The sequence below is a fragment of the Blautia wexlerae genome (genome assembly GCF_013300825.1).
GTDB classification, from domain to species: domain Bacteria; phylum Bacillota; class Clostridia; order Lachnospirales; family Lachnospiraceae; genus Blautia_A; species Blautia_A wexlerae_B.
Map to the genome: position 1 here is coordinate 53,924 of NZ_JAAIMY010000004.1, position 24,465 is coordinate 78,388.

General features: G+C 40.1%; 32 protein-coding genes and 6 pseudogenes. 5 read left to right on the plus strand and 33 right to left on the minus strand.

Annotated elements, in window-relative coordinates:
• Position 1: 1 nt before the first annotated feature.
• The 12 genes and pseudogenes from G4417_RS16875 to G4417_RS03560 all read right to left on the minus strand — a co-directional run.
• Positions 2–544: an ABC transporter ATP-binding protein gene (locus G4417_RS16875; protein ID WP_243872062.1), complete on the minus strand. Its 543-nt coding sequence runs from the start codon at positions 542–544 to the stop codon at positions 2–4.
• Between the two features lie 5 nt (positions 545–549).
• The gene (locus G4417_RS03515) at positions 550–1,227 is read right to left on the minus strand and encodes an energy-coupling factor transporter transmembrane component T (protein WP_173682645.1); all 678 of its coding nucleotides are present in this window, start codon (positions 1,225–1,227) and stop codon (positions 550–552) included.
• On the minus strand, positions 1,227–1,823 hold the full coding sequence (locus tag G4417_RS03520; protein ID WP_173682646.1) for an MptD family putative ECF transporter S component: 597 nt from the start codon (positions 1,821–1,823) through the stop codon (positions 1,227–1,229). The genes G4417_RS03515 and G4417_RS03520 overlap by 1 nt, the downstream gene beginning before the upstream one ends.
• A 15-nt stretch (positions 1,824–1,838) precedes the next feature.
• Complete coding sequence (locus G4417_RS03525; RefSeq protein ID WP_173682647.1) at positions 1,839–3,596, minus strand: ABC transporter ATP-binding protein; 1,758 nt, start codon at positions 3,594–3,596, stop codon at positions 1,839–1,841.
• On the minus strand, positions 3,581–4,837 hold the full coding sequence (locus tag G4417_RS03530) for an ABC transporter ATP-binding protein (RefSeq protein WP_330598137.1): 1,257 nt from the start codon (positions 4,835–4,837) through the stop codon (positions 3,581–3,583). Before G4417_RS03530 ends, G4417_RS03525 begins: the two co-directional genes overlap by 16 nt.
• Positions 4,728–5,372, minus strand: a complete 645-nt coding sequence (locus G4417_RS17250) for an ABC transporter transmembrane domain-containing protein (protein ID WP_330598119.1) — start codon at positions 5,370–5,372, stop codon at positions 4,728–4,730. Before G4417_RS17250 ends, G4417_RS03530 begins: the two co-directional genes overlap by 110 nt.
• Positions 5,362–6,111, minus strand: coding sequence for a helix-turn-helix domain-containing protein (locus tag G4417_RS03535; RefSeq protein ID WP_173682648.1), 750 nt, complete (start codon positions 6,109–6,111; stop codon positions 5,362–5,364). Before G4417_RS03535 ends, G4417_RS17250 begins: the two co-directional genes overlap by 11 nt.
• Before the next feature lie 12 nt (positions 6,112–6,123).
• Entirely contained in the window at positions 6,124–6,366 is a 243-nt protein-coding gene (locus G4417_RS03540) for a hypothetical protein (RefSeq protein ID WP_173717662.1), read from the minus strand.
• A gap of 169 nt (positions 6,367–6,535) precedes the next feature.
• Positions 6,536–7,165, minus strand: a complete 630-nt coding sequence (locus G4417_RS16880; protein ID WP_243872063.1) for a class I SAM-dependent methyltransferase — start codon at positions 7,163–7,165, stop codon at positions 6,536–6,538.
• The gene (locus G4417_RS03550; RefSeq protein WP_173682650.1) at positions 7,140–7,841 is read right to left on the minus strand and encodes a transglutaminase-like domain-containing protein; all 702 of its coding nucleotides are present in this window, start codon (positions 7,839–7,841) and stop codon (positions 7,140–7,142) included. Before G4417_RS03550 ends, G4417_RS16880 begins: the two co-directional genes overlap by 26 nt.
• A 27-nt stretch (positions 7,842–7,868) precedes the next feature.
• A complete protein-coding gene (locus G4417_RS03555; RefSeq protein WP_173682708.1) occupies positions 7,869–8,771 on the minus strand; it encodes a ketopantoate reductase family protein in 903 nt (300 codons plus the stop codon).
• A 19-nt stretch (positions 8,772–8,790) separates the two neighbouring features.
• Positions 8,791–9,033 (minus strand): annotated as a pseudogene (locus tag G4417_RS03560) (ZIP family metal transporter); the annotation flags it as partial.
• A 280-nt stretch (positions 9,034–9,313) separates the two neighbouring features.
• On the opposite strand from G4417_RS03560, the gene G4417_RS03565 reads away from it, so the two are divergent.
• Positions 9,314–9,643, plus strand: coding sequence for a plasmid mobilization protein (locus tag G4417_RS03565; RefSeq protein ID WP_173682651.1), 330 nt, complete (start codon positions 9,314–9,316; stop codon positions 9,641–9,643).
• Positions 9,604–9,769: pseudogene (locus tag G4417_RS03570) on the plus strand (endonuclease); the annotation flags it as partial. The gene G4417_RS03565 and the pseudogene G4417_RS03570, both read left to right, overlap by 40 nt.
• A 461-nt stretch (positions 9,770–10,230) precedes the next feature.
• Here the strand turns inward: G4417_RS03570 and G4417_RS03575 are convergent.
• The 5 genes and pseudogenes from G4417_RS03575 to G4417_RS17465 form a co-directional block, all read right to left on the minus strand.
• Positions 10,231–11,466: a serpin family protein gene (locus tag G4417_RS03575; protein WP_173682652.1), complete on the minus strand. Its 1,236-nt coding sequence runs from the start codon at positions 11,464–11,466 to the stop codon at positions 10,231–10,233.
• 335 nt (positions 11,467–11,801) lie between these two features.
• Positions 11,802–11,972 (minus strand): annotated as a pseudogene (locus G4417_RS16885) (cysteine-rich KTR domain-containing protein); the annotation flags it as partial.
• Positions 11,973–11,986: 14 nt separating this feature from the next.
• Positions 11,987–12,601: a TetR/AcrR family transcriptional regulator gene (locus G4417_RS03585; protein WP_173682654.1), complete on the minus strand. Its 615-nt coding sequence runs from the start codon at positions 12,599–12,601 to the stop codon at positions 11,987–11,989.
• 122 nt (positions 12,602–12,723) lie between these two features.
• Positions 12,724–12,963 (minus strand): annotated as a pseudogene (locus tag G4417_RS03590) (ATP-dependent Clp protease proteolytic subunit); the annotation flags it as partial.
• Positions 12,963–13,155, minus strand: a pseudogene (locus G4417_RS17465) (ATP-binding cassette domain-containing protein); the annotation flags it as partial. The pseudogenes G4417_RS17465 and G4417_RS03590, both read right to left, overlap by 1 nt.
• 3 nt (positions 13,156–13,158) lie before the next feature.
• Here G4417_RS17465 and G4417_RS03600 point away from each other — a divergent pair.
• From G4417_RS03600 to G4417_RS03610, 3 genes are all read left to right on the plus strand, one after another.
• On the plus strand, positions 13,159–13,311 hold the full coding sequence (locus G4417_RS03600; RefSeq protein ID WP_173682656.1) for a helix-turn-helix domain-containing protein: 153 nt from the start codon (positions 13,159–13,161) through the stop codon (positions 13,309–13,311).
• Between the two features lie 290 nt (positions 13,312–13,601).
• Complete coding sequence (locus tag G4417_RS03605) at positions 13,602–14,327, plus strand: hypothetical protein (RefSeq protein WP_173682657.1); 726 nt, start codon at positions 13,602–13,604, stop codon at positions 14,325–14,327.
• A gap of 20 nt (positions 14,328–14,347) precedes the next feature.
• On the plus strand, positions 14,348–15,031 hold the full coding sequence (locus G4417_RS03610) for a hypothetical protein (protein ID WP_173717663.1): 684 nt from the start codon (positions 14,348–14,350) through the stop codon (positions 15,029–15,031).
• A gap of 259 nt (positions 15,032–15,290) precedes the next feature.
• Here G4417_RS03610 and G4417_RS03615 read toward each other — a convergent pair whose 3' ends face one another.
• From G4417_RS03615 to G4417_RS03685, 16 genes and pseudogenes are all read right to left on the minus strand, one after another.
• Positions 15,291–15,635 (minus strand): hypothetical protein, encoded by a 345-nt coding sequence (locus G4417_RS03615; RefSeq protein ID WP_173682659.1) that lies wholly within the window; start codon positions 15,633–15,635, stop codon positions 15,291–15,293.
• Complete coding sequence (locus G4417_RS17260; protein ID WP_330598124.1) at positions 15,632–15,955, minus strand: alpha/beta hydrolase; 324 nt, start codon at positions 15,953–15,955, stop codon at positions 15,632–15,634. Before G4417_RS17260 ends, G4417_RS03615 begins: the two co-directional genes overlap by 4 nt.
• Positions 15,956–16,044: 89 nt before the next feature.
• The gene (locus G4417_RS17265; RefSeq protein WP_330598125.1) at positions 16,045–16,236 is read right to left on the minus strand and encodes a hypothetical protein; all 192 of its coding nucleotides are present in this window, start codon (positions 16,234–16,236) and stop codon (positions 16,045–16,047) included.
• Between the two features lie 38 nt (positions 16,237–16,274).
• Positions 16,275–17,177, minus strand: a complete 903-nt coding sequence (locus tag G4417_RS03625; RefSeq protein ID WP_173682660.1) for an ABC transporter permease — start codon at positions 17,175–17,177, stop codon at positions 16,275–16,277.
• A complete protein-coding gene (locus tag G4417_RS03630; protein ID WP_173682661.1) occupies positions 17,177–18,088 on the minus strand; it encodes an ABC transporter ATP-binding protein in 912 nt (303 codons plus the stop codon). Before G4417_RS03630 ends, G4417_RS03625 begins: the two co-directional genes overlap by 1 nt.
• An 85-nt stretch (positions 18,089–18,173) precedes the next feature.
• On the minus strand, positions 18,174–18,389 hold the full coding sequence (locus G4417_RS03635; protein ID WP_173682662.1) for a PF20097 family protein: 216 nt from the start codon (positions 18,387–18,389) through the stop codon (positions 18,174–18,176).
• A 152-nt stretch (positions 18,390–18,541) separates the two neighbouring features.
• A complete protein-coding gene (locus tag G4417_RS03640) occupies positions 18,542–18,922 on the minus strand; it encodes a hypothetical protein (protein ID WP_173682663.1) in 381 nt (126 codons plus the stop codon).
• Between the two features lie 326 nt (positions 18,923–19,248).
• Positions 19,249–19,605: a hypothetical protein gene (locus G4417_RS16890; protein ID WP_243872064.1), complete on the minus strand. Its 357-nt coding sequence runs from the start codon at positions 19,603–19,605 to the stop codon at positions 19,249–19,251.
• Between the two features lie 9 nt (positions 19,606–19,614).
• A complete protein-coding gene (locus G4417_RS16895) occupies positions 19,615–19,839 on the minus strand; it encodes a helix-turn-helix domain-containing protein (RefSeq protein ID WP_330598126.1) in 225 nt (74 codons plus the stop codon).
• Between the two features lie 92 nt (positions 19,840–19,931).
• Positions 19,932–20,699, minus strand: coding sequence for a zinc ribbon domain-containing protein (locus G4417_RS03650; protein WP_173682664.1), 768 nt, complete (start codon positions 20,697–20,699; stop codon positions 19,932–19,934).
• An 88-nt stretch (positions 20,700–20,787) separates the two neighbouring features.
• The gene (locus G4417_RS16900; RefSeq protein WP_243268939.1) at positions 20,788–20,940 is read right to left on the minus strand and encodes a helix-turn-helix domain-containing protein; all 153 of its coding nucleotides are present in this window, start codon (positions 20,938–20,940) and stop codon (positions 20,788–20,790) included.
• Positions 20,941–21,091: 151 nt separating this feature from the next.
• Positions 21,092–21,610, minus strand: a complete 519-nt coding sequence (locus tag G4417_RS03660) for an O-acetyl-ADP-ribose deacetylase (RefSeq protein WP_173682665.1) — start codon at positions 21,608–21,610, stop codon at positions 21,092–21,094.
• 3 nt (positions 21,611–21,613) lie between these two features.
• Positions 21,614–21,831 (minus strand): annotated as a pseudogene (locus G4417_RS03665) (aspartate dehydrogenase).
• Between the two features lie 253 nt (positions 21,832–22,084).
• Positions 22,085–22,885 (minus strand): bifunctional hydroxymethylpyrimidine kinase/phosphomethylpyrimidine kinase, encoded by an 801-nt coding sequence (gene thiD, locus G4417_RS03675; protein ID WP_173682666.1) that lies wholly within the window; start codon positions 22,883–22,885, stop codon positions 22,085–22,087.
• Positions 22,886–22,900: 15 nt separating this feature from the next.
• The gene (gene thiE / locus G4417_RS03680) at positions 22,901–23,578 is read right to left on the minus strand and encodes a thiamine phosphate synthase (protein WP_173682667.1); all 678 of its coding nucleotides are present in this window, start codon (positions 23,576–23,578) and stop codon (positions 22,901–22,903) included.
• A 131-nt stretch (positions 23,579–23,709) separates the two neighbouring features.
• Positions 23,710–24,465 carry a glucosaminidase domain-containing protein gene (locus G4417_RS03685; RefSeq protein ID WP_173682668.1) on the minus strand — a complete coding sequence of 252 codons (756 nt, stop codon included), beginning with the start codon at positions 24,463–24,465 and terminating at the stop codon, positions 23,710–23,712.

Below are 24,465 nucleotides of genomic sequence, written 5' to 3' on the forward strand. Positions count from 1 at the left end.
TTCACTCAGCTTTTCCATCGCTGCTATATCCAATATTCGCTGACGGCTCATCCAGCACATAAATCTGCGGATTCATGGCATATACTGATGCAAACGCAAGAAGCTGTTTCTCACCACCTGACATGGAAAATACATCCCGGTCTTCCAGCTTCTCTATATCTAATTCATTTATTGTATTCTTAATTCTTTTTCGTATATATTCCGGTTTCACGCCTCTGTTTTCCAGGCCAAATGCCATCTCAGCATTAGAATTCGTATAAAAAAACTGAGTTCTTGGATTCTGAAAAACAGACCCTACAAGCTCTGCAATCTCATACATAGGCATCTCTGCAACATTTTTCCCGCAAACCGTAATCGTTCCATCTACGCTGACATCCCTTACAAAATGCGGAATCAATCCATTAATCAGTTTTGTCATTGTGGTTTTTCCACATCCACTTTCCCCGCATATCAATACGAACTCCCCATCCTGTATCTCCAGATTTATATCTGACAGAATTCTTTTTCCTTGCATTGTTACATTTACATTTTCAAACTTTATCATTTTTTTTATCCCGCAATCACCACTATAAGTATTCCAAATGTTACCAAAATCATTATCAACCAGTCTGAAATTCCCATGTGAAGTGTTATTTCACTAGTCTTTTTTCCTGGGTTCTCGATTCCTCTTGCCACTGCCGCCGCTGCTATTTCATCCGATGTATTGACTGCAGACACGATCAATGGAACTACCGTACACTCCAAGCGGGATGCCCATGAGATATTCTGAAGTTTCATAGCAGCATTTATATGTACGAACTCCTCTTTCAAAGCTGGAAAATATCGAAGTGTCGTAGACATTGCTATGATAAATCCTTGTGGTAGATGCAGTGTATACATGGCAGCGATCATTTTCTGCATGGACGATGTTCGAAGCAGCAACAAACCTGCCAAAACACACGGCAGCATACGCAATGAATAATTAACTAAAACTGGAAACACCATATTCATCCATGCGGGGCACTGCGGAAATACATACATTAGTAAAAGGTGGAAAGAAACAAGTAAAACGATACCTTTACCTGCCGCCTTATATAGTCCATGCACCAGCATAAGCAGGAGAAATATGCCTGAAAGCATACTCCCCTGCTCAGAATTTTTCTGACAGAACATACCAATATTTGCCATTAAAAGCAGCCACAGCCCAGCTCTTGGATCAAGATGATTGATGACTGTTATCTTATTCATCAGACAATCCCTGCTTTCTTAAAATGCTTACGGAATAAACCTTTAGCAATCAACGCTCCAATCACGCCTCCTATGACTGGAGAGATACAAAGTATAATCAGCATTGGCGTAGAAATCAATCCCGATAAAGACCAGACATATTCTGCAGACATTCCATTTTGCTGAATCTGCGCCAAAAAACTGTCTTTATACACCCATATTGCCAGTGGAGAGCCAAGCATTCCATAACAGAAAAACACAAACGATATCATCATATGTGTAAAACTGTTATCATACTTTGTCACAGACCTGTACAGTTCCGACAATATACATGCAATAGCAAATGTAATCAGTAACAATACTGTAAACTGACCAGTCACGAAATAAAGCAATGCAGTAATTGTTCCCATAATAAATACTGCCCCTGGTTTTCTCACTTTAGCTGTCATAAGCAGGAATGGGATTCCGGTCACAATTCCTGTCACGCCCGGTAACAGCAGCCACAACACTGGCACAAATCCAGTAAACATAGCTGCTAGATTGAGCATAAAATAAATTGCAGAGAAGATTCCTATTGTAATAAGATCCTTTCCTGATAATTTTCTTGATTCTTCCATGTCTTTCGTTCCTCCTTAGCCGATTTTCCAGCCTTCCGACTGACTTCTGATATCTACAAAATCCTTATATTTTCCAGGAACAGCCACAAGCTCTTTGTGGGTTCCCCTCTGAATAATCTGCCCATCATCCACCACCAGAATCTGATCTGCCTGCTCAATTGTCGCCAGTCTGTGTGCGATTGTTACTATGGTTTTTCCTTTTGTAAGTTCCGATATAGCTGCCTGGATCAAATGTTCATTTTCCGGATCTACACTGGCTGTCGCTTCGTCAAGTATAATAATCGGTGCATCTTTTAGAATCGCTCTTGCGATGGAAATGCGCTGTTTTTCTCCACCGGACAGGCTCCCACCCCCTTCGATGACAGTATCGTAGCCTTCCGGTAATGCCATAATAAAATCATGGCAGCATGCTTTCTTTGCCGCTTCTACCATTTCCGCTTCTGTTGCATCCGGTTTTCCAAAGCAAATATTATTCCTCACTGTATCATGAAACAAATATACATTCTGAAATACCATGGAAATGTTGGATAACAGACTGTCACAAGTAAATTCTTTCACATCATGTCCTCCCACACGAACACTTCCACTGTCTGCATCATAAAACCGGGCAATCAGATTGCAGATCGTAGATTTTCCGCTTCCGGAAGGACCCACGATTGCTGTAACTGAATACTCCGGAATTTTCAGATTCACATTATGGAGCACATGTCTTTTTTCCTTCCCTTCCCCGTAAGAAAAATCTACATTCTGAAATTCGATATCATAGTGTGCAATCTCTATCTGCTGTCCATCTGCATCAATGAAGGACTCTTTTGTCAATTCATCCAAATGCTCCAGGGCGTCATCAATGACAGCCAGTACATGAGCACAGTCTGCAATCGGCTCCAAAGAACCAAACACATGAAATGACAGCAGAATCACAAACATCATATAAGTAAAATCCAACTGTCCGGAAAATCCCAGATAAAACGCAGCAATTACGATACACACACTTGCTGTTTTTAACGCCAGCAGATGCAGTGCATTATAAGGAATATATCCCCATTCTATTTTCAGATTAATGTCACGGCTGTCCCTGCATGCTTTTTTCATTGACTCCATAGAAGCGCCTGCTTTTCCAAAGGATTTCACTACAGAAAGTCCTCTCGCGTATTCCAGGGTTGCTCCGGTCAGCTCCTTGTTTGCCGCAGCAAGGATTGGTGCATTTCTTGTACTGTATTTTGAAATGATGAACAGGAATATCAGGGAAACAGCGGCACCCGTTACTGCAATCAGCCCTACTCTCCAGTTCACACAGGTGAGCCACAAAAGGATGCAGATAAAATTCAGATAACCTCCTACAAAGTTATCAATCATACGGATTCCCATTCCTTCCAGTGTATGAAGGCCTGTCGTGATGGAATTAAGAATCGTACCTGTATTCATGTTCTGAAAATATCCTAAAGATACACGCTTCAGCGCATCTCCCACTGCCAGTCTGTCTCTGGCAATCAATTCATAACTGATCGACTCCTGAAATCTTGCCCTTAAATAATCAAACAGAAAACGCAGAAAGATGAAAAGCAGCTGAATTACGATACTTTTCCCAATCCAATCCGCTGAAATAGTTTTTCCCTGCCCCTCGCATTCTACAAGCTTTCCGATCGTATATGCCGCCCATATGACCGGCATTGCCGCAAACCAGCCTGAAAAAAAGGAAAAAACAAAACCGATATACAGATTCTTTTTAAAACTGCCACACCAGTCAATGATTCTTTTTACAGTGCCAAACATGAGTCTTCACCTTCTTTCTGACTTCCCACTGCCCAGTGTCTTGCTCCCACATGAGCCTGCCACATTCGCTGATAAAGCTGACAATTCTGAAGTAGCTCTTCCTGGGTTCCCGCCCCTTCTATACAGCCATTTTTCAAAACAACGATTTTGTCTGCATCTGTGATTGTGGAAAGTCTGTGTGCAATGACCAGCAATGTCTTGCCTTTTGTCAGTTCTTCTATACTCTTCTGGATCTTGTTCTCATTTTCCGGATCCGTAAATGCAGTTGCTTCGTCAAGAATGATGATTGGTGCATTTTTTAATATCATTCGGGCAATGGCAATCCTCTGCTTTTCTCCACCGGATAACCGTTTTCCTGCTTCCCCTGCCGGGGTATCATAGCCCTGCGGCAGCTTCTCTATAAACTCCTGGCAGCATGCCTTTCTTGCTGCTTCCCGTACCTCTTCATCCGATGCAGCCGAATTGCCGAGACGTATATTTTCCATGATAGAACACCGGAACAGGAAATTATCCTGTGTCACAAAACTGATCATTTCTGAAAGCTGTGACAATGGCATTTCCCTAATATTTACACCGCCTATGGTAATGCCGCCGGATGTCACATCCCAGAATCTTGAAATCAACCTTGCTACTGTAGATTTACCTCCCCCGCTCGGTCCGACCAATGCAGTAAAACTTCCTGCCGGCATTGTCAGGTCAATTCCATGCAGCACCTCGTCCTTTTCCTCACCGGTATAAGAGAAATGCACATTTTCCAGTTTCACATCATAGCTGTTGATATTTGCATATACAGAAGGCTCCGGCAATTCTTTCATCGTAAGAAAATCCTGTATGCTTTCGATGTTATATTGCATTTCACGAAGATTTTCAGAGAATACCTCTATTTTTGCAAAAGATGTCACCATGGACATGGACAGCATGACTGCCAGCACAAGCTGTGATATGATCAACTGACCATGCATCGTCAGATACAGTCCCACAGGCAAAGTTCCAAGCAGTGTCGATGGAAACAGGGCGAATGTCATTTTCATGGTGATCCAGGTGGAAGACAGCCATTTCACAACAAATTTCTTATAATCCAGAATTGCTTTTGCATATTTCTCATAAGAGGTTCCTGCCCTGCCAAATGCCTTAATAACCTCTATGCCCTCTATGTATTCCACAATAGTACTGTTCATATGTGCATTGGATTCGTCGTACTGAGTGAAACTTTTTCCGCTGATAATCATGGTAAGTGTCATAAATACCAAGGACAATGGAACGGTTACAAGAGAAGCCAGTGCAATTCTCCAGTCCAGCGATTACCGGAAGCAGGAGATGTCCGCTTCCTTCCGGAATCATATGAGCAATGGGTGGTTCCATATTTTCGATTTTTTCTACCATAATGCTCTTGATTTCACCAATACTGTGCCCTTCCACATCTCCTAATGGTGCTTTCAGAAACCGGTCTGTCAGGCGGAGCCTTAAACCCTCCAATATGTGATAGGCTGCTATATGTGATATCCATGTGGATGCGGAAAAGCTTACGATTTTTATAATATAAAAGAGTAAGGCATACAGACACCATCTTAAAATTTCCTGCATAGGAGCCTGATTCAGATTTCTTATATACAAATTGATTCCACGGTAAATGCAATAATATGGCATAAGTCCACTGATAATACTGATAACAGATAAAATAACGGATATTCCAAGCCTTTGCCCGCTTCCTTCGGTATAGCTCAGCAACACTTTCAGCCAGCTGTCCTTTTTTTCTGATACTTTTTTATTTTCCATCAAAGGTTTCCTTTCTGAATCGGTACTCTGCCGGGGACAGCCCCATCACACTTCGAAATGCAGATGAAAATTTTCCCGGATTTTCATATCCTACACTTGCGGCGATCTCCTGTACTTCTTTCTCTTTATCCTGTAACAGCATATTTGCAGCCAGATTCATGCGGTACCTCTTCTGATAAGAATAAATAGAATCTCCATAAACATCTTTGAAGCATTTTTTCATAGTTGTCAGTGGAATCTCATACATAGAGGAAAGTTCTTCGATGGTAAACCGTGTCTGAGGATTCCCTGTGATCTGCGCATGAATCTCTTTGATTTTTTCCATCTGAGTTCTGTAATAATATGGTCTGACTTCTTTCCTGTCTTCTACGGTCATCGTGTTTAAGTACAACAATAATTCCACGACTTTTATCTGATAATATTCTTTTGCTTTTGCAAGTTCCGAATGTGCCATGTTTTTCTGGTAAAATCCGGAAAGAATCGACTCAAGTTCCTTATTTCCCCGAATTACATAAGGTTTCTCCTCGGCACAATACCGGCTTCGAAGATTCTCAATGGATACGGAGAATCCCTGAAACAATTCATCAAGTGCCTTCTGAACTTCCACAACTTCCATGAAAATACTGACTCCATGATAATGCTTCAGAGGATAATAAGTTGTCCCTTTATGATTTTCTCTGTTATCCAAACGAAGTTCCTTTTCCTGCATAATACTGAACACACCAGGCTTTACCTCCATCTCAATTCTTCCCTACCGGCAGTGGTCAATACAGAATATTTTTCTGTCATTCTTCAATTCAAATTCAGATACACACTGTTCCATATGCATGTCTGAAAAGCAAATCATCACTCCGGGCAGTACTCGGTAAATCGTCATCACTCCTTCTCCTGTCGCATCATTCAGCATAAGAATCGAACAATTCTCATTCTGAATCACAGGTTTCACATTACTTCCAAGGCTTGCAATTTCATTCACATTCAAATTTCTTCTCATTCCCTTCATATAGCTATATTTTCTTCGTTAGTCATTTCTAACTTTTTATATCTTACCATGAGAATTAAGCTTTATCCATACCCGAATGGACCTTGGCAATCCATTTGGACAAAAAATAAAGTTCCAGACTTATCATCTGAAACTTTATTATAAATCCAGCATCATTGCATTACTTCACACAACGGAAATATACCATAGAACCGTCAACATGGATATCCGTTTCTTTATATAGTTTTTGAAGGATATCTCTCAGCTCTTTCTCCGTCTGAAATGGTGGAGAAAACCACCCTTTCTTTGCAAGAATATTTTTTACCAGCCAATCTGTCCGTTTCGATTTTCCCCTGATATAAAAGCAGGCAATAAAATTGCCGCCTGGTTTCAAAACACGCCATATTTCATGAAATGCTTTTTGCTTGTCAGGAAATGCATGACTACCAAGTCTTTTTCCGGCTTGTTCAAGCATATCCATGCTGTAATCAATACAAGTAATATGTGCATTTTTCAGAGAACTCCATTTGTTTTCCGTAAATACAGCAGTTCCAACCGGAACATCAAGAAGATTTCCTGAAAAGTCATCAGGAACATATGATAAAACTTTTCGTGCTATATCATTATCATCAGTGCCACTCCAAAATAACTTAATATACAGTTTGCTGAAAATATTTCTTTGCGTAAGAACATCGTCATATATATTTTTTGATGTTTCATAAGCATTTTGTATTTTGTCTGCCATATTACCCTCCAAATTTAATTTTAATTCTAAAAGCTTAAAACTATCGTTCTCTAATCTTCCTGACATTACGATTCATGAGGTGTCTTCCAATATGTCTATAAGCAAATGCTTTAAAGGCTGAAATTTCTTGATGATGTTCCTTCAACAGTTCATCTGGACAATCATAAACACCAAAATCCTGATTGATTCCCTCGCTTTGAATATAAGTATTGTTCCTATCAAATTCAATAATGAGATTTCTGAAATCCTTGACTGCTACTCCATAACCGCAAAATGCACCTGTACATTCCGAATTTTGTTCCTGTAACTTCTTTATGTAGGTTTTATCCAAAATGAAAGCTTCCAGTTCGTACCACTGATTTTCGAAATTAATTTCTACCCAGCTATGGAAAATACTTTTTGGAGCATTACGGTAAACAAACCCGGTCATAGTCCCTTTCTGCAATTTTTTATCAATCGTAAAACCATGTACTCTGCATGGAATATTGCAGGCACGTAAAAGTGCCATAAATAAAGTTCCTTTTGTATTACATTGTCCATAACCGTCTGCAAGTACTTTTGAAGCTGAAATTCCGTCATCAATATTATATCCAAATAAAATATCATCTCTTACATAGTTGTAGATTGCCTTAATCCTTTCAAATTCACCCATTTCCTTCCATTTCATAGTTTGAATAAGTTTTTGAATTGCCGGATTAGAAAAATCAACCATTCGTGTTTCCCTAAGATACTTATCTTTCATTTCCTATCGCCTTTCCCATAGGTTTTCTCACAACACAATGCATCCGCATTTCTTCATTCTTTTCATATAAGCATAAAACTGCTTATGCAATTCCCTCATTTCATCTGGTGCCTTCATAGCATGTTGATACATAAATTTATCTCCAAAACTGCTTCCAAATGTAACTGCCAGCATAATCGCTAAAAATGGCAAGGGTAAAAAGCGAAAAATATTCATTTTCCATGGTGACAGTTTACCCTTTTGTTTTCGCAAAAAATTAAAATTTCTTTTCAGTCTTTCTGCTGTTTTCCTCATGATTTTCCATTCTTTTTCTACTTTCTCCGGATTGTCTGATTCATAATACGCATCCGCAATTGGTACCACCATAGCAAGATGACAAAGCTGCCATAGATGCATATCCGTTACTTTCTGGTATGGTATATGAGCATGCCTCAATATCTCTGAAAACTGCTTAGTTCTTTCGGATTTATTTCCTGATATTTCTGCAAATGTTGTCGGCTGAATCAACCTTGGAGTAAGTGCTGCATCAAGGATACCATCATCATTTATACTTCCGCCTGCTCCTGGAAAAGCCGGTAATATTCTTCCTTTTCCGACAATGTCTTCCCATTTATTGTAACTGTCCAGTGAATTTATCATTGTAACAATCGTATTACTTTTATTATTTTTCAATTCAGTTAGTGCTTCATACAGCTGGTTTTCCCGGACAGTAAGCAAGACAAAATCATAAATATCATCGTTTGGTAGTTCTCCAAGAATCCTAATCTCTGCCTTTATTACTTCCTGATTTTTCTTATATTGCAATCCATTATTTCTTAAAGCCTCAAGCCTTTTACCTCTGGCATAAATATTTGTATCATAACCGGCTTCTGCAAATAAAGCCGCATACAAGGATCCAATCACACCAGCACCATAAATTAATATTCTCATAAGAATCATTCCTCTCCTCTTACCCCAGTGCCACATCCAAGATCATCATCAAACTAAATCCAAGTGCAAAGAAAAGCGTACCGATATTCGAGTGCTGTCCCTGAGACATTTCCGGAATTAGTTCTTCAACCACGACATATAACATAGCTCCTGCTGCAAAGCTGAGTAAATATGGTAATGCCGAGATTACCAGCTGTGCGACAAGAATCGTCATTACTGCTCCAATCGGTTCAACAACTCCTGAAAGTACACCTCCCAGAAATATCGAACATTGTATTTCTCCTAAGTCCACTTGGTCTCCGAGTTTGTTGTAACTAATTATATCTTCTTTTGCATCAAAATTCAATTCACCTCTTTGCCATTTTCAAGCCTCCGAATTGTAGTATTAGTAGAGGGGAAAACGAGGGAAGGGTTACGGTAGCAAGCACAGCCAGCGAGTACCCACTGGCGGATTTTGTGTTTAGGGGGACCCCTGCCCCTAAACACAAAAATTGCTTGCTGGGATAGTTCCAGATCCTTATGAGAAACGGAGGCGAAGCGGAATGGCAAATCGGAAACGGAACATCCAGATGAAGTTCTGGGTGACGGAGGAGGAGAAGCGGCTCATCGACGAGAAGATGGCCCAGCTCCCCACAAAGCGGTATGAGGCATACCTGCGGAAAATGGCGATTGACGGATACATCATCCAGGTGGACACCACCGACATTAAGGAGATGACAAAGGCCCTGGGCTCCATCGGCCGGAACATCAGCCAGATCGCCAATAGGATGAACGCCGGGGGCCCTGCTTATCAGGCCGATATGGAGGAGATACGGGAGAGATTGGAGCAGATATGGCAATTACAAAGACGCATCCTATTAAGTCAACGCTGAAAGCGGCCATCGACTTATATCTGCAATCCAGACAAGACGGATGGGAAGCTTCTGGTGTCCTCCTTCGGCTGCACCGCGGAGACCGCCGACATTGAATTTGTATGGACCCGCCGCCATGCCATCGATAGCTCTCCCGCTCCCGCATCCGGTCCCGTCCCTTCCGGTCCGAGCCCTGGGGGGTGGGGGGATTGATTGGACAGGATTTGATCCTTCCGTACTTGATAGATCTTTTTTTTGTTTTTTCTTTACTTGATCTATTAGTATTTAATTGTGCGGGGTTTTCCTGTTCAGGTTCTTCCGGTTTTGGTTCCGGCGGTCTGGGCTGCTCCAGGATGGTGTACTCGATGGCGCCGAGCTGGCCGTTGGGTTTTCGCCCCTGTATCGCCGCCCGGCCTCCCATGAGGGAAAGAATATGGGCGGCTTCATTTGCGCCGCCCACAGGCGAAAAATAAGGGGATTTCCCACCCGTTTTCATACAGTTTTGCGTGCCCCCGGCAGGGCATAAAAAAACGCCACAGGTTTGTGTTACCCATGGCGTTGCCCCGGCAGATGGCCGGTCTGTTTTGTTTTTTGTGGGTATAGGCTTATCAGGAAACTGACATGACCTTGCCAATGAACAGGACTTCATCATTATTTCTGTCATAAATCAGAAATGCAAATGGGCGGGTAAGCTCCACGGTTTTGATAATCGGTTCATCTTCCACTGCAGCAGACATACACTCCATGGTAACTGCCGTCACTGCAGCTGCCTTCGTGCCGTTTTCATCCAGCTCCAGTTTTGTTTTCTGTAGTATAGTATCCACATTTACGTTTTGGTCTGCAATACCGGAGAAATCAGCATTGCTGGAAAATATATTGTCCAGCCCCAGATTTGAGAGCATATCGTTCAGAACGGTGCTCGTTTCAAAGTTAAGTTTTGGCATCTTGCAGTCAACTGCATCATATTCTGGATTGGATTTCAGGAGTCCGCTAATATCCAGATCCTCCAGAGTGAAATCACCTTCATCATATGGCAGGATCCCTATGAAACTTAACCCGTTGGCATAATCCCTGCCAAAAGCAGTAGACTTGTCATTTTCATAATACTGGTTTCCTGTACAGGTCATATATTTTGTCTTTTCTATTTTTCCAAAATTTTCTTCTGTATCAGAAACATTCCAAGGTTCCCCGCTCCATCCGGATTCAAAATACAGGGAATTGGTCAGGCACAGTCCCGTATTGTCATTGATCAGATCCGGAGTAATGATCTTCGGGATCAGCCCTTCTGTATTTTTGTCACACCAGGAATTGATGATATCACATGTTTCCTCCGTGGCAGAAAAATCTACAGCCTTCACTTCTGCCCCAAAACTATTCGATACCGTATTCTTGAATTTCTCCTGAAGTGTTAACCCATCATCCATCCAGACCGCATCTGCTATCTTTACTTTTGACTGATATCCGTAACTCTCATCTTCAGTATTGTATGCCTGAATCTTGTCCAGATACTCCTTTGCATAGGAGGCAAAATCACTGGTTCCCAGATAAGCACTCAGAACTTCTTTTGTCTCTCCTTTCGCACCTTCTGCAATCATGCCGAGTGCAAAATTCAAGCTTGTCGGGCTGAACATAATGTTTTTACCAGAAGCTTCCGTGGAGAGCATGTCTATCAATTTTACGGAATTTTGTAATGCTGTAGTTTTGTCAATATTGGTTTCAGTTTGCACAGTTTCATTTGAAGTAAGAATTTCGCTGGCTGCTGCGGTATCAACATATACGCTGACAGCTGGCATCACTGCTGTCAGTGCTGTCATTATCCCAGCCAGAAGTTGGTTTCTTCTCATAGGGCAGTTCCTCCTTTGGCATTTTATATAGTTTAACATGCCGGTCTATTTGCCGTGTAATTTTAGAAAACCAGATTTCTGGATCCTATTTCCTGACAGCCAGAATTTAAACATCTGAAATCATCTGAAATGATTACTATACTCTTGCTGTGTATGCCTTTAACAGATGGTATTGAAGGCTTTACAAGAGGGAAAACCTGTTAATTCTTGTAAACTCTCCGAAAGACAGATCTGTTTACAGAAAGTCATATGATCTGCAGAGCCAGATCGCAAAAAAACGGCATCCAAAGATGCCGTTTCGCATTATACATAGGGAAAAATCGTACCGTTTTGGCTTTTTTGAATCTCACTATAAATTTTTCTGCATCAATCAGGCTTTTTTCTTTACACTTTGGACAAAACAAAGGGAAATTTGTTAATAACGTATCTTTCCTTAATTTCAATCTTGTCTTATTTCCACATTTTGGGCAAAGAATCCATTCCTGATGTTCTGATTCATCGTTCAAATCACTTCACCCTTTCAACTTATCTGCATTTCCTGTAAAAAGTGATCCATATGCTCTTCCAGTAACTTTATCACATGACTTTTGTCTTCTGCTCCATCATATATGCTGTAAAGCAAAAAAATAGGACCATAAAAATCAAGTGCTGTCTGTCTGGCTTTTCCTTCATCGCCCAGCATTCCTGAAAACAAAGCTTCCATATAAGTTAATGGTCCGCTTGCAAGATAATTCTGATATAGCTGTGCCATCTGTGGTTCCCTATACTGTTCCAATGTCAACATCTTACGAAAACAGCTTGAAAATTCTTCCTCCGTCCAATGAAGAAACTGCACCTTTGTGAACTGCTTAATCTTATCAAATGCCGTTTCTTTATACTCGGCTGTAACCTTTTCCAGATCACCCTCCGGCATTTCATACTGCTTTACTCTCTCAATATCCAATGCATTCATTTTTTCAATAATACTGTCCAATATCTCCTGTTTGCTTTTATAATGCTTATACAATGCAGCCTTGGTTACTCCAAGTTTTGAAGCAATATCATTCATGGATGTTCCCATATATCCACTCTGTGCAAATAACTTCAAAGCTTCTTCCAATATTTTTTCCTTTGTGTTCTTTTCTTTGCTTTCCATGTCTATCTCTCCTGGTTTAAATTTGTTATCAAGTTACCTTTTGGTAACTATAATTATAGTTACCAAAAGGTAACTTGTCAACAGTTATGATTAGAAAATATAAAAGAACCTCGCTAACATGATCATCGCTTCTTAATAACCTGATCTATTAATCCATACTGCAATGCTTCTGTCGCTGTCATAAAGTTATCTCTTTCCGTATCCCTGCGTATTTCTTCGATTGTTTTTCCAGTATTTTCTGCCAGAATACGGTTTAAACGCTGTTTGCTCTTCTGAAGTTGATCTGACATAATCTTAATATCCGTTACCTGTCCGTTGACACCATTTCCATGAATTGCAGGTTGATGAATCATTATTTCTGCCTTCTCTTCATTCCTCCGGAATATGTTTTTACTTTTCTTTTTGCATCTTTTTCAAGATTTACCTGCTCTAAGAGATTTTCACTACGCTCTTTTGCTGTCTTTTTGTCAAGCCCTTTCAATGCCGCAACATATCATTCTCATAAGGGTACTTTTTCCAGCTCCATTTGCCCCAAGAAGTCCAACCACTCCCGGTTAATGACGCAGCAGGAAATAGCGGATATTACAGGGATAAAACCATCGAATATGGCCCGGTTTGAGAGCGGCGGCAGGGTACCAACGCTGGTTGTATTGGAGAAATATGCGAATGCCCTTGGAAAACATATTGAAATAAAAATCTGTGATGACTGACAGATTTTTATTTCAATATAATCATATATGATACTATTATCAAAAATAGCAAAGCGAAATGGAGGGAGAAGGATCGTAAGAAAATTAAGGGACTGGTATCCGGGAGCAATTTACCATATCATGCACAGAGGGGTGCGATACCTGGGGGCAGACCCCATGAAATACCCCCCATGAAATACCCTATTGCAAACCGTTTTATGTTTACCTGTCACTAATGCCAGTGACAAAATCACCAGGATCTGAGAAAATAAAAATACAAAATAATCCATAACAGAAAAGAGGTGTAGTATATGAGAAAAAAATTATGGACAATATTTCCCCTGCTGATCGGGCTTGTACTTCTGACAGCCGGAAGCACCTTCACCGTTTATGGTGAAAATGACAACACAATTGATGTAGCCTTATTCAAGCTTAACCTTCCAGACGATTGGAGTTATAATCCAGATGATATCAGTGATTACGAACATTCCTGTTCTGTCAAGGTATTTAAAGGAACTGACAAAGACAACTCAGAAAACAATATTACCATTAGAGCAACAAAAGAAACAAGCTACGCTTTCCGCAAACATCTGCTGGATTCTGACATTGATCTTCATGACTATAAAGATGGGGCTATTGAAAAGACCATTTTGGGTGGTGTAGATTATATACGAATCACAGACAACTTTAAAAGAACTTACTATATCTATCGTCATGAACCATCCGGTATTACTTATAACATTACTCTTTCCGGAGAAGAAAATGATTCTTCCAAAAATGTTTTTAATAATCTGGATCTGAAATTAGAAGACAGGGGAAACGTAGAAGCACCTTACCCCTGGGATGGAACTCCATATACACCCAATCTGCAGAGTGTAACTGTTGGAGATTATACCATCACTCCAGAGTATATTCCATTTAATGTTTCCCAGGCCGGATTTGAAATCATGTATCACCGATTGCACTGTCCGGAGACCGGATGTATCATCAGCTGTATAACACTCTGGAAACTTATGAATATACGGGAAACTCCCTGAATCTTCTATCCTCTGATATAATGAATGAGAAAGGAAATGATCTATCTGCAGATACTAATGGAAAACTTTATGTTTCTCTCTCAACAAAAAAAGGAATCGTCATAAAAGATGAACAGACCACAACAGAGCATGACATAAGCGGCAACCTGACCATGCATCCGTCCGGAGCGTGGGGACTGGCCTATTCCTATAGCAATGATACGGAGAAAATAACATTCCAGGATGGCACCATACTCAAAGAACCTTGGATCTTAACCTCAATGGATGATGACGAAGCACGAACCGGTATTTTTAAACAAGTCAGTCTGATTGAGATCGGAAATGAACATATTATGGTATACGGATGTCTTGTCGGAGATGATGCCCCATATAAAATAGCAGTTTATGATCAGGATGGAAACCAACAGCTGCTTCTTGGTCGCGATCCATCCGATGATTCTGCTTCTTTTGGCTACATCACCGGAGTAGCAGAGACATCAAACGGATATATTGCAACAGATGGAAATGCCAGAGTACTCTACTTCTGGTCAAAAGACGGAACTCTTCTCGGCAAAATACAATGCAGCGATATTTTCGGAACTAGCTATCCCTGGCTTGAAGATATGAAAGTCGCAGACGATGGTTCTGCAATGCTTCTTATGACGCAGAAACGAGAAGATGAATCCGCAAGTGAATTAATGGTATTCAGACTTACTGGTTTCTGATATATTGTAAGCAAATAATCATTCATATTGAGGTCTGCCTTTTACACCTTTCTGTGCAAAGGGCAGACCTCTGACTGTTGCTGATTTCTCAGTTTGTCACTAATCATGCCATGTGTACTCGGGATCAGACCCCATGAAATACCGATAATCTGAACTTTTTTGCAGAGTTCACATACTTACAAAAAAAGCTGCGCTATATACAGGATTTCTTACATATCCGTATATTCCATCCTGAATTAATCTATTCTCTGATACATTTTCAAACAAGTTTGATATATGTTTCGCTGAATAATTTAAATACAATCCAAAGATAACAGACAAAATACCAATTATACACTGGCTGATCATCTTCATTATATATTTGTACGGAAATTTTTCCGGATTTGCTGATAATCTTTACCTTAATACTTTCACCGGCGTCCATATCTATATTATGAGAATGTGTCGAGTTCATCTGTTCAAAAGCTATATCGTAAAAATCTGTATCCGATATCTCATCCCCTATAAATGTAGCTTTATTACATAATCCGCAGGCAGTAAAGACTAATATCATATGAAAAAGTATTCCGGATAAAATAATTTTTCTTTTGGTTGCCTTTTTCATTTCAACAATCCTCTAATCCAGTCATCTAAAAATGCCATCTGCTCTGCTGTATGAAACCAATGTTCTCCGTTTTGCATTATTGTTAGTTCTGCATTGACATCATTGGCAAAATTATGGATAGTTTCCTGTGATGTCAGATTATCTTTATCTCCATATAGTATATAAGTAGGAACCGACCAATTGACCGGATGATTACGCACATAACACAAATATTCCCAGGACAATGTTTCTCCAAATCCTGTGGTTATCAACTGTTTTTCACGTAACTTTTCTTCCGTTATATCTGCCCATCCCATCATATCAAGAATCAGCTTTTCCATATCAACGATTGGTGAAATGAAAAAGGCTTTGTCTATCTGCTCATGATTAAAAGCACACATTGAACAATATGCTCCAATGCTGTTCGCTATTAGAATAATATAGAATCATGCCCTTTCCTATATCCGTAGAAGAACTCTTTGAATTCACTTATTGCCTCCCACGGATTGTCTGCATGGTAATTCAGTCCTACCACATCATGTCCTGCAAATAATGTTTTATAATGATCCGCTTCCATAGCATTTCCACCTTTTCCATGAATATATAGAACTAATTGTCTCATGAATCTTACCTCTTTATCTATAAACCTGCTTGTAACGGTTATCGCCCGCCTTCACCTTCTGACAACAATGTAACAAAATAATAAATAATTCCAAATACAGCTATACTTCCCATCATAATGCCGATCATCTGATTTACGCTTACCACATTTCCATGAAATACCGGATTGCAATCAAGAGTGTCTCTTATCGCTTCAACCATTTCATCTGGATAATGTTTTCTCTCCATCTCTGTGAAAACTCCGTGAAGCATATGATTCTTAATCAACGAAGTGGCATATGTACTCGGAAGATAAGACAGTGCCTTCTGAAGACCTGATCCAAAATTTGAAATCGGCATATAAGCACCACATATAAAACCATATCCTGCGCTGACAATTGTACCTACAGCCGAAAGCTGTCCCTGTGTTGTCAACGGAAAGCTAATGATACTTGAAAGCGTACTTCCAAACAGGACGAGCAATATCATATCAAATAAAACCCATAATACATCTACTGCATTCAGATACCATCCCATTTTAAGTAGATATCCCAGACATAATACAAACGCAAGTGCATTGACCATCAATGAATTAGCTACTGTTGACAGAAAATATCCCAAATATATTTTTCCCTTGCTGACAGGCGAAACATTAAAATCCTTCCATGTTCCATTTGCCTTGTCCTGCACCATAGTCAGATTCACACAAAATGTTACAGTGATACAGCTCACTGCCATAAGTGATGCTGTCAGCTGTGCTGCTGCTGTTCCATTAATGAGCTTATCCGAAATTGTGATTATATCCGGAATTGCTGCTATAAAAGAATCTTTGAAAACCTTTGCAAGAAACGTAGCATACAGAACAATCAGAATGACGGGTGTGATCATTGATGTAAACAACATACCTTTATCTTTAAAAAACAGTTTTCTATTCCTGTTCATTAATGCCAATACTGTTCTCATCAATGCTCACCTCCAAGCTTTTTTCCTGTGACTGCAAGAAATACATCATCCATACCGCCTTTTACTACTTCATAATCCGTGAATAAATCCTGATGCTCTACAATAAGCTCAGTAGCTTCTTTCGTATTTCTTACTTTTATCTGATATCCGTCACGTATTTTTTTATATTCTCTGTTCAATGACTTTATTTCATCTTCGGAAATACCATAAACAGACACTATATCCTGTACATAATCATTTTTAAGTTCAAATGGTGTACCTTCCGCTGCAATACTTCCTTTGTCAAGAATTACAACATACCCGGCATTAGCAGCCTCTTCCATATAGTGTGTAGTCAGAAATACTGTCATATTTTCAGTTTTCTGAAGTTTCTCGATAACATTCCAGATTAACTGCCTTGTCTGCGGATCAAGCCCTGTAGTAGGCTCGTCAAGAATCAAAATCTCCGGTCTGTGCAATAATGCACGGGCAATATCAATTCTTCTTCTCTGACCTCCCGACAGCTTACCTACAGGTCTGTTTAAAAACTCGGCAAAATCCAAAATCTCAACCAGCTCCTGTAATCTCTTATCAAAGGCATTTCCTGTAATGCCATACAAAGCAGCTCTGCTCATTAGGTTTTCTTTCACCGTTAGCGGTTTATCAAGTACGCTATCCTGAAATACAACACCAAGCATCCTTTTTGTCTGTGCACCGGCTTTGTCAGTTTCTATTCCGTTTACCTGAACCGTTCCACTGTCTTTTTTTTGCAGTCCGCAGAGAATAGAAATGGTTGTACTTTTCCCTGCACCGTTTACTCCAAGAAACGCAAACAATTCTCCTTTTTTCACACTAAAGCTCAAATCACTTACCGCTTTAACTTCGCCAAAGCTTTTATTCAGGTGGCTGATTTTAATTATATCTGATTCCATGTTTGCTCCTCTTTCCTATATAATCACAAAAGACGCAGGCAATAAAATTGCTGCTCTGCGTCTTAGTGTCTGGTGTCTGTCACTCTTAGTAATTAATCACTATCATTCTGCATTCTTCACAGCAGTTCGCTTCTACTCTTATCCTGTGACTTGGTTTGAGTTTTGTTATTTCTACAAAACCCTCTGCATTTTTTGCATTCTCAAAAACGCCCGGTACTTCATTTGCAAAGCTGAAAGCTCCGTCCTTACTGCTGAATAAATATCCTTTTCTCATTTCTTTACCACATTTTGAACACTTCATCTTCTAATCCTCCCCCTGTACTTTCTTCTGCTCGTTCCAATTATAATATTCTTACCTTCATCCCCTTGTTGGTTACCATTTGGCAGTTTATATTATAGTAACCAAATGGTAACTTGTCAATCTTTTTCTAATTTCTTATCAGAAGTATATACTCACTGTTCCTGTGCTTTATTCCTGCTTTCCAACACTTCAGCACCATAACCACATATAAATGATCCAACAATAAACATAATGCCTACAATGATAGAAGCCTCATTATCAAAGTTTAAGTCTGACCATTTATCTGCCATCACATTCATAAAACCTATTATGATTCCCTGTACGATTTCCGCTAAGACAGCACACCCCGTTGGAATAACGATCATCAAAATTCCAAGTCTTCTCAATTCTCTGGCTCCTATATGCGTAAATGGCGTACCAGAAGCCTCAGCATTGCGAAAATAAAACTCTGCAAATTTTGCAAGTACAGCCTGCCCAATACATACAATCAAACATGCCACCAGCGTTGTACTGATCCCCTTTATGTTGTACATATTCTTTTATCTCTTCAAAGTCCTTAGTAAGTCTTATGTACGCAAGGGTCACTCCTTCTTCTTCCGGACTTTTTACAAGTTTTTCCGTTACCCTCATGTGTATTTCCTTTCCGGCTAAATCATATTACCAATTTGCTACCATAATTACTCTATCGTGATTCAATTTCATTGTCCATATGCAGACAACTAACATGCACAAAACCGATGCCAAGATGCATAATAATCCCAGTTTACAAGATAACCCCTTACCAGATTTTCTACCTTTCGATATTCATTTTTTTCTTCTAAACGGATTACTATATTATTTTTCATGATCTGATTCTCCTTCACTTCAAATTTTGTACTAGGCTTTTTATAGCTGATACAAATTCATCTTTTACATTTTCCTTATCTTCTGCTCCATCATAAAGGCTGTAATAAAAATGCATGACAGCATAGAATCTGACAGCTTTATCCTTAGCATTTGTAAATCCCATGCTATCAAATAAATCTTTCACATAGGATGCAGGTCCAGCTACGAGATACTGCTGATATAAATTCTGCATCTCTTTACTGTGAAACTGCTCGATTGTCAGCATCTTCCGAAACGATGATGCAAAATCATCCTCTGTCCAGTATTCATACATTGACTTGCTGTATTCCACCAAATCATCCAGAGACACATTCTCATACTGTTCAGGCATTTTTTCTTTTTACTCTTCCGGCATATCATATTCGGATGCCTGTTCACCATCTTGCTGTTCCATACGCTGCACAATACAGTCAAAAATATCTCTTTTGCTTTTGTAATGGCGGTACAATGCCCCTTTTGTCATATCAAGTTCTCCTGCTATCTGGCTGACTGAGACAGCCTCATAACCATCTCTGGCAAACAAATGCAGTGCTACAATCAATATTTCTTCTTTTCTATTACTCACGCTGATAACCTCCAAGTTAAAATAAACGACCGTTTACATTTTTGTAATAGTAAACGGTCGTTTATTTGTCAAGACTTTTCTTTTTGTTTATATTATCTCTTTTTATAAATCAGAAGTTCTGGATTTTCACCAGCTTTCTCATATGTACATACTAGAATAAAATCCATACCTGCCAGAATACCGAAGCACCTGTCTCCTCCAAATTCAGACTCCAGTTGATTCCCCAGATAGGTTTTCTGATCATCAAGGAATTTCACTTTTTGACCATTAGGCAGAGTATAATCCAGATTCACATATTTCCCCACAAGTGCATTTAGTTTGTCTACCCTTGGAAGTCCGTCTATATGTAGATCATTAATTTCATTTATCAATTGCTTTTTAAACTCTTCAAACTGCCCATTGTCACTAAGCTCATCATATCTTTTCCAGTAATCTAACTTTGGAAGCATTTCTTTCAGATAAGTGCGTGCCTGTTCTTCGGTAAAGCTTTCATTTACCATATTCTTTACACATACATCAATCAATTCATCCATATCGTTATATGTGTATGTTCCATCTGCATAGCACCATTTACAATACTCCTCATTTAATGTGCCATCCTTATCACGTCCCAATATGGAATCATCATCAATTGGCATCCCGCAGCACTGACAGATCAGCTTTCTGGGTTCTCCCAAAAGCGTATTGATTGAAACATCAAATTCTTTCGATAAGAGCTTAAGTGTATCCGTATTGGGAACGGTATCTCCATTTTCCCAACGTGATACTGCCTGCCTTGTTACCATAATTTTATCTGCGAGCTCGTCCTGTGACATTCCTCTTTCAGTACGAAGTTTCAAAATAATATTTTTTGTTTCCATCGTCGTCACCTCCATAACCATATCATACAGATAAATTCATGTTCTGAAAAGCAACCTGCTGTTGCCATACCATGTCTATATGATTTGATCAGCACTCTTTGGTCATGACTTTCTTACACCAGGTTCTTGTCTTACAGTGAGGACATTTTAAGTATCCCAACAATTCAGATAATTGTTTCTGTGTATACCCTTTTGCCTTTCTTTCATTAGAAATAAACTTTCCAATTTTCACCTGATCCATTGTTTTCCTCCCTTTCTGCCCCAAGTGTAGTATAAAAAATAGACACTTCACACCCACGTAGCGTAGAGAATGGTGAATATATGCGGATTCTACGCTTCGTAGAGTATAAAATATCTACTGATTTCTTGTTTGATCCATATCAGTTAATCTTTTAATATATCTTATCAACCTCAGCTTTATACACTTCTTCAGTATGAGCATCAAAAAGTACCCACTCCACCAGATCAAAACAATCTAGATTATCCTGCAAGAATCTGTTGACTGTACTTACCGCAATCTTTGCCGCCAACTCAACCGGAAAACTATATACTCCCGTTGATATGGAAGGAAATGCAATAGACCTGATTCCATTATCCATTGCCAGCTTCATAGAATTAAAATAACAGTTAGCAAGAAGTTCCTCTTCTCTATTCCTGCCGCCGTTCCATATCGGTCCTGCAGTATGAATCACGTAATCGCATGGCAGCTTATAGGCTTTTGTTATCTTTGCTTCTCCTGTCTCACATCCGTGAAGTGTCCTGCACTCCGCCAGAAGTTCCGGTCCTGCTGCTCTGTGAATCGCACCATCTACACCTCCTCCGCCAAGAAGGGAGTTGTTTGCTGCATTTACGATTGCCTGCACATCGGTAACTTTTGTTATGTCACCTTTAATCGTCTTAATCAAATACATTGTTTAATATTCCTTTTCTATCTCGCCATCTATTCCATACATTTTCTTGAATGCATCAAGGTCTGCTTGGTTCTTAATCAGCATAACCTCCTCTATTTTACCTGTATGAATATCTTTAAACCCAGCTACTTGCTCGCCATTACATATGCTCACTTTGATTACTGGTTTCTTATTTTCTTTATCATATGTCTTTGTAGCTGGCTTTTCTTAAATAGACCCACTCTGTGCACCTTCTTTTAACTTTGCCATTGTCTCGATAATAATCATATATTTCTCCACCCGGTATCCAGATTTGTGTCTCATTTATCTTATCAAGTACAGCTTCAACAATCTGTTCATCTGCCAAAGAATCAGGTGCTTTATCATGTTCTGTTACATACTTTCTGTATTCTTCATACACCCAGCCTGTAATCTTATCCTTCTGTTTCATCTTGAGATTACTAATATAGAAAAAACATCAGCCACAGGACTTTATCATTGTACGTATTTGCCTGTAATTGCAAAGCCATGATCCATAGGTCCGCTTCCGGCACCCAGATCCAGCATGGCAGACAGAGCACCTGAAATATAGTCTTTTGCCCGTTCTACAGAGATTGGCAGATCATAACCCTTAGCCAGATTGGCTGCAATAGCTGAGGAAAGGGTACAACCGGTTCCATGAGTATTGGGATTATCAATATGTTTTCCCTCAAACCAACGATAGCCGTCTTTAAAGTACAGCAGATCATTGGCATCATTTAGCTGATGTCCGCCTTTACATAAAACAGCACACTGATACTGCTGTGCAATCTGCCTTGCTGCTTCAATCATATCTTCTCCACTATGGATTTTCATGCCGGTAAGCACCTCTGCCTCCGGGATATTGGGAGTCAGAACCGCTGCCAGGGGAAATAGCTCCTGTTTCAGAGTATCAACAGCATCCTCACTGATCAGTCTTGCCCCACTGGTTGCTACCATAACAGGGTCTACCACAATATTCCGGGCCTGATACTTTTTCAGTTTTCGAGCTATTACAGAAATCAGTTCACGGTCTGATACCATTCCGATTTTCACTGCATCAGGAAAGATATCTGTAAAAACACTGTCCAGCTCCTGCCCCAGAAATTCAGGTGTTGCATTGAAAATGGCGTATACACCTGTGGTATTCTGAGCTGTCAGTGCAGTGATCGCGCTCATGGCATAGACACCGTTTGCCATCATGGTCTTAATATCTGCCTGGATACCGGCACCTCCACTGGAATCACTTCCTGCAATTGTTAAAGCTGTTTTTCTCATTTTAATCTCCTGCCTTTAATTATTCTTCTCTTTTGCTATCTCTGCTGCAAGCATCTTGCAGGTTTCATTTTTCAAGTTTTCTGCTGCCTTTTTTATATCGCTCCGGGCATAAATAGCACTGATCACTGCGACTCCACAGATACCCGTTCCTGCCAGTTCTTTCACATTTTCTTCAGTGATGCCGCCAATGGCAATAACCGGAATGGAAACCGCCTTACAAATATCTCTCAATGTGTCAAAGGATATTTCCCTGGCATCCGCCTTGGAATCTGTGTGAAATACAGCTCCTACTCCCAGGTAATCGGCTCCCCGCTCCTGGGCAAGAACTGCCTGCTTTACTGTCTTGGCTGTAACTCCGATAATCTTATCCGGTCCCAGCTTGGCTCGTACATCGCCTGCTTCCATATCGCTCTGTCCCACATGAACACCATCTGCGTTGATGGCAACAGCAATATCCACATTATCATTTACCACAAAGGGAACCTGATATTCCCTGCAAAGCTTCTGCAGTTCTCTGGCTTCCTCCAGAAAATGTTCTTCATCCAGTTCTTTTTCCCGAAGTTGTAAAAAGGTTACACCACCTTCCAGACTTTCTTTTACTACGGAATACAGGGTGCGTCCATTTAACCAGTGACGGTCTGTAATAGCATATAGTTGCAGATTCTTTCTGTCTGCGTTTGTTTTTCTTTCCAAAATAATAAGCTCCTTATGGTTTTATTTTCATATTTTTCAGATACTTTTTTCAGGAGAAATTCTTTTTGCCGATTTTTCATACTTATGCTCATTCTTCTGTTGTTTCTATTTTTTATCGTAGCATTATTTTATCATATTTCACTTACAGAAGACAGTATTTTTCTTAATTTGCTGCCATAATCCTTCCCTGCTGCCCAGCCCCCGCCATAGGGGTTTTCCTGGATCCCCAGCCACTCCACATAAGGAGCAGTCTCTCTGGTTACATAGTCAAAGCGCTCATCCACGCATTCCTGATTCAAAGCTTCGGAGGATGCATAAGCCTTCAGATGCTGTACCTGTGCCCGCAGTCCTGTACGGACATCAGGGAAAGAATTTCCCTTCACTCCGTTTCCGGTTGTTCCCAGTCCTGCAAAATTAAACTGGGTAATCTCAGAATCGCCACCATAAGACAGCCATCCGGTTTCCAGCATGGATTGTGCAAATACCACCTCTCCACGGACATTTTCAGCATTGGCTTCCTCAATGATAATATTACAGAAAGTCTCAATATCCGGTGCCCCACCTGCCCCCAGTGCCTCCTCCGGATAAGGAATACCCTGCTCATTATACAGAGAACACATGGCATCTGCTGTTACAGTGGTTCCACCCATAATCGTATAATACCCATAGGTGTTATCTGTGGAATCCTCATTGGAAATCACTGTATCTGAGGATTCTTCCAGATATTCAGGCTTTGATATCTGTCCTTCCCCTGAATGATCCGGTTCCTGACTGTTATCCGATAGTGTCTGATCCTGCCCGGCACTTACGAAAGCAGGTGCCCCGAACATCAGGGCACCTGTCATTGTCATAAGCAGCCAGAAATATTTTCCCGGCACTTTTTTCAT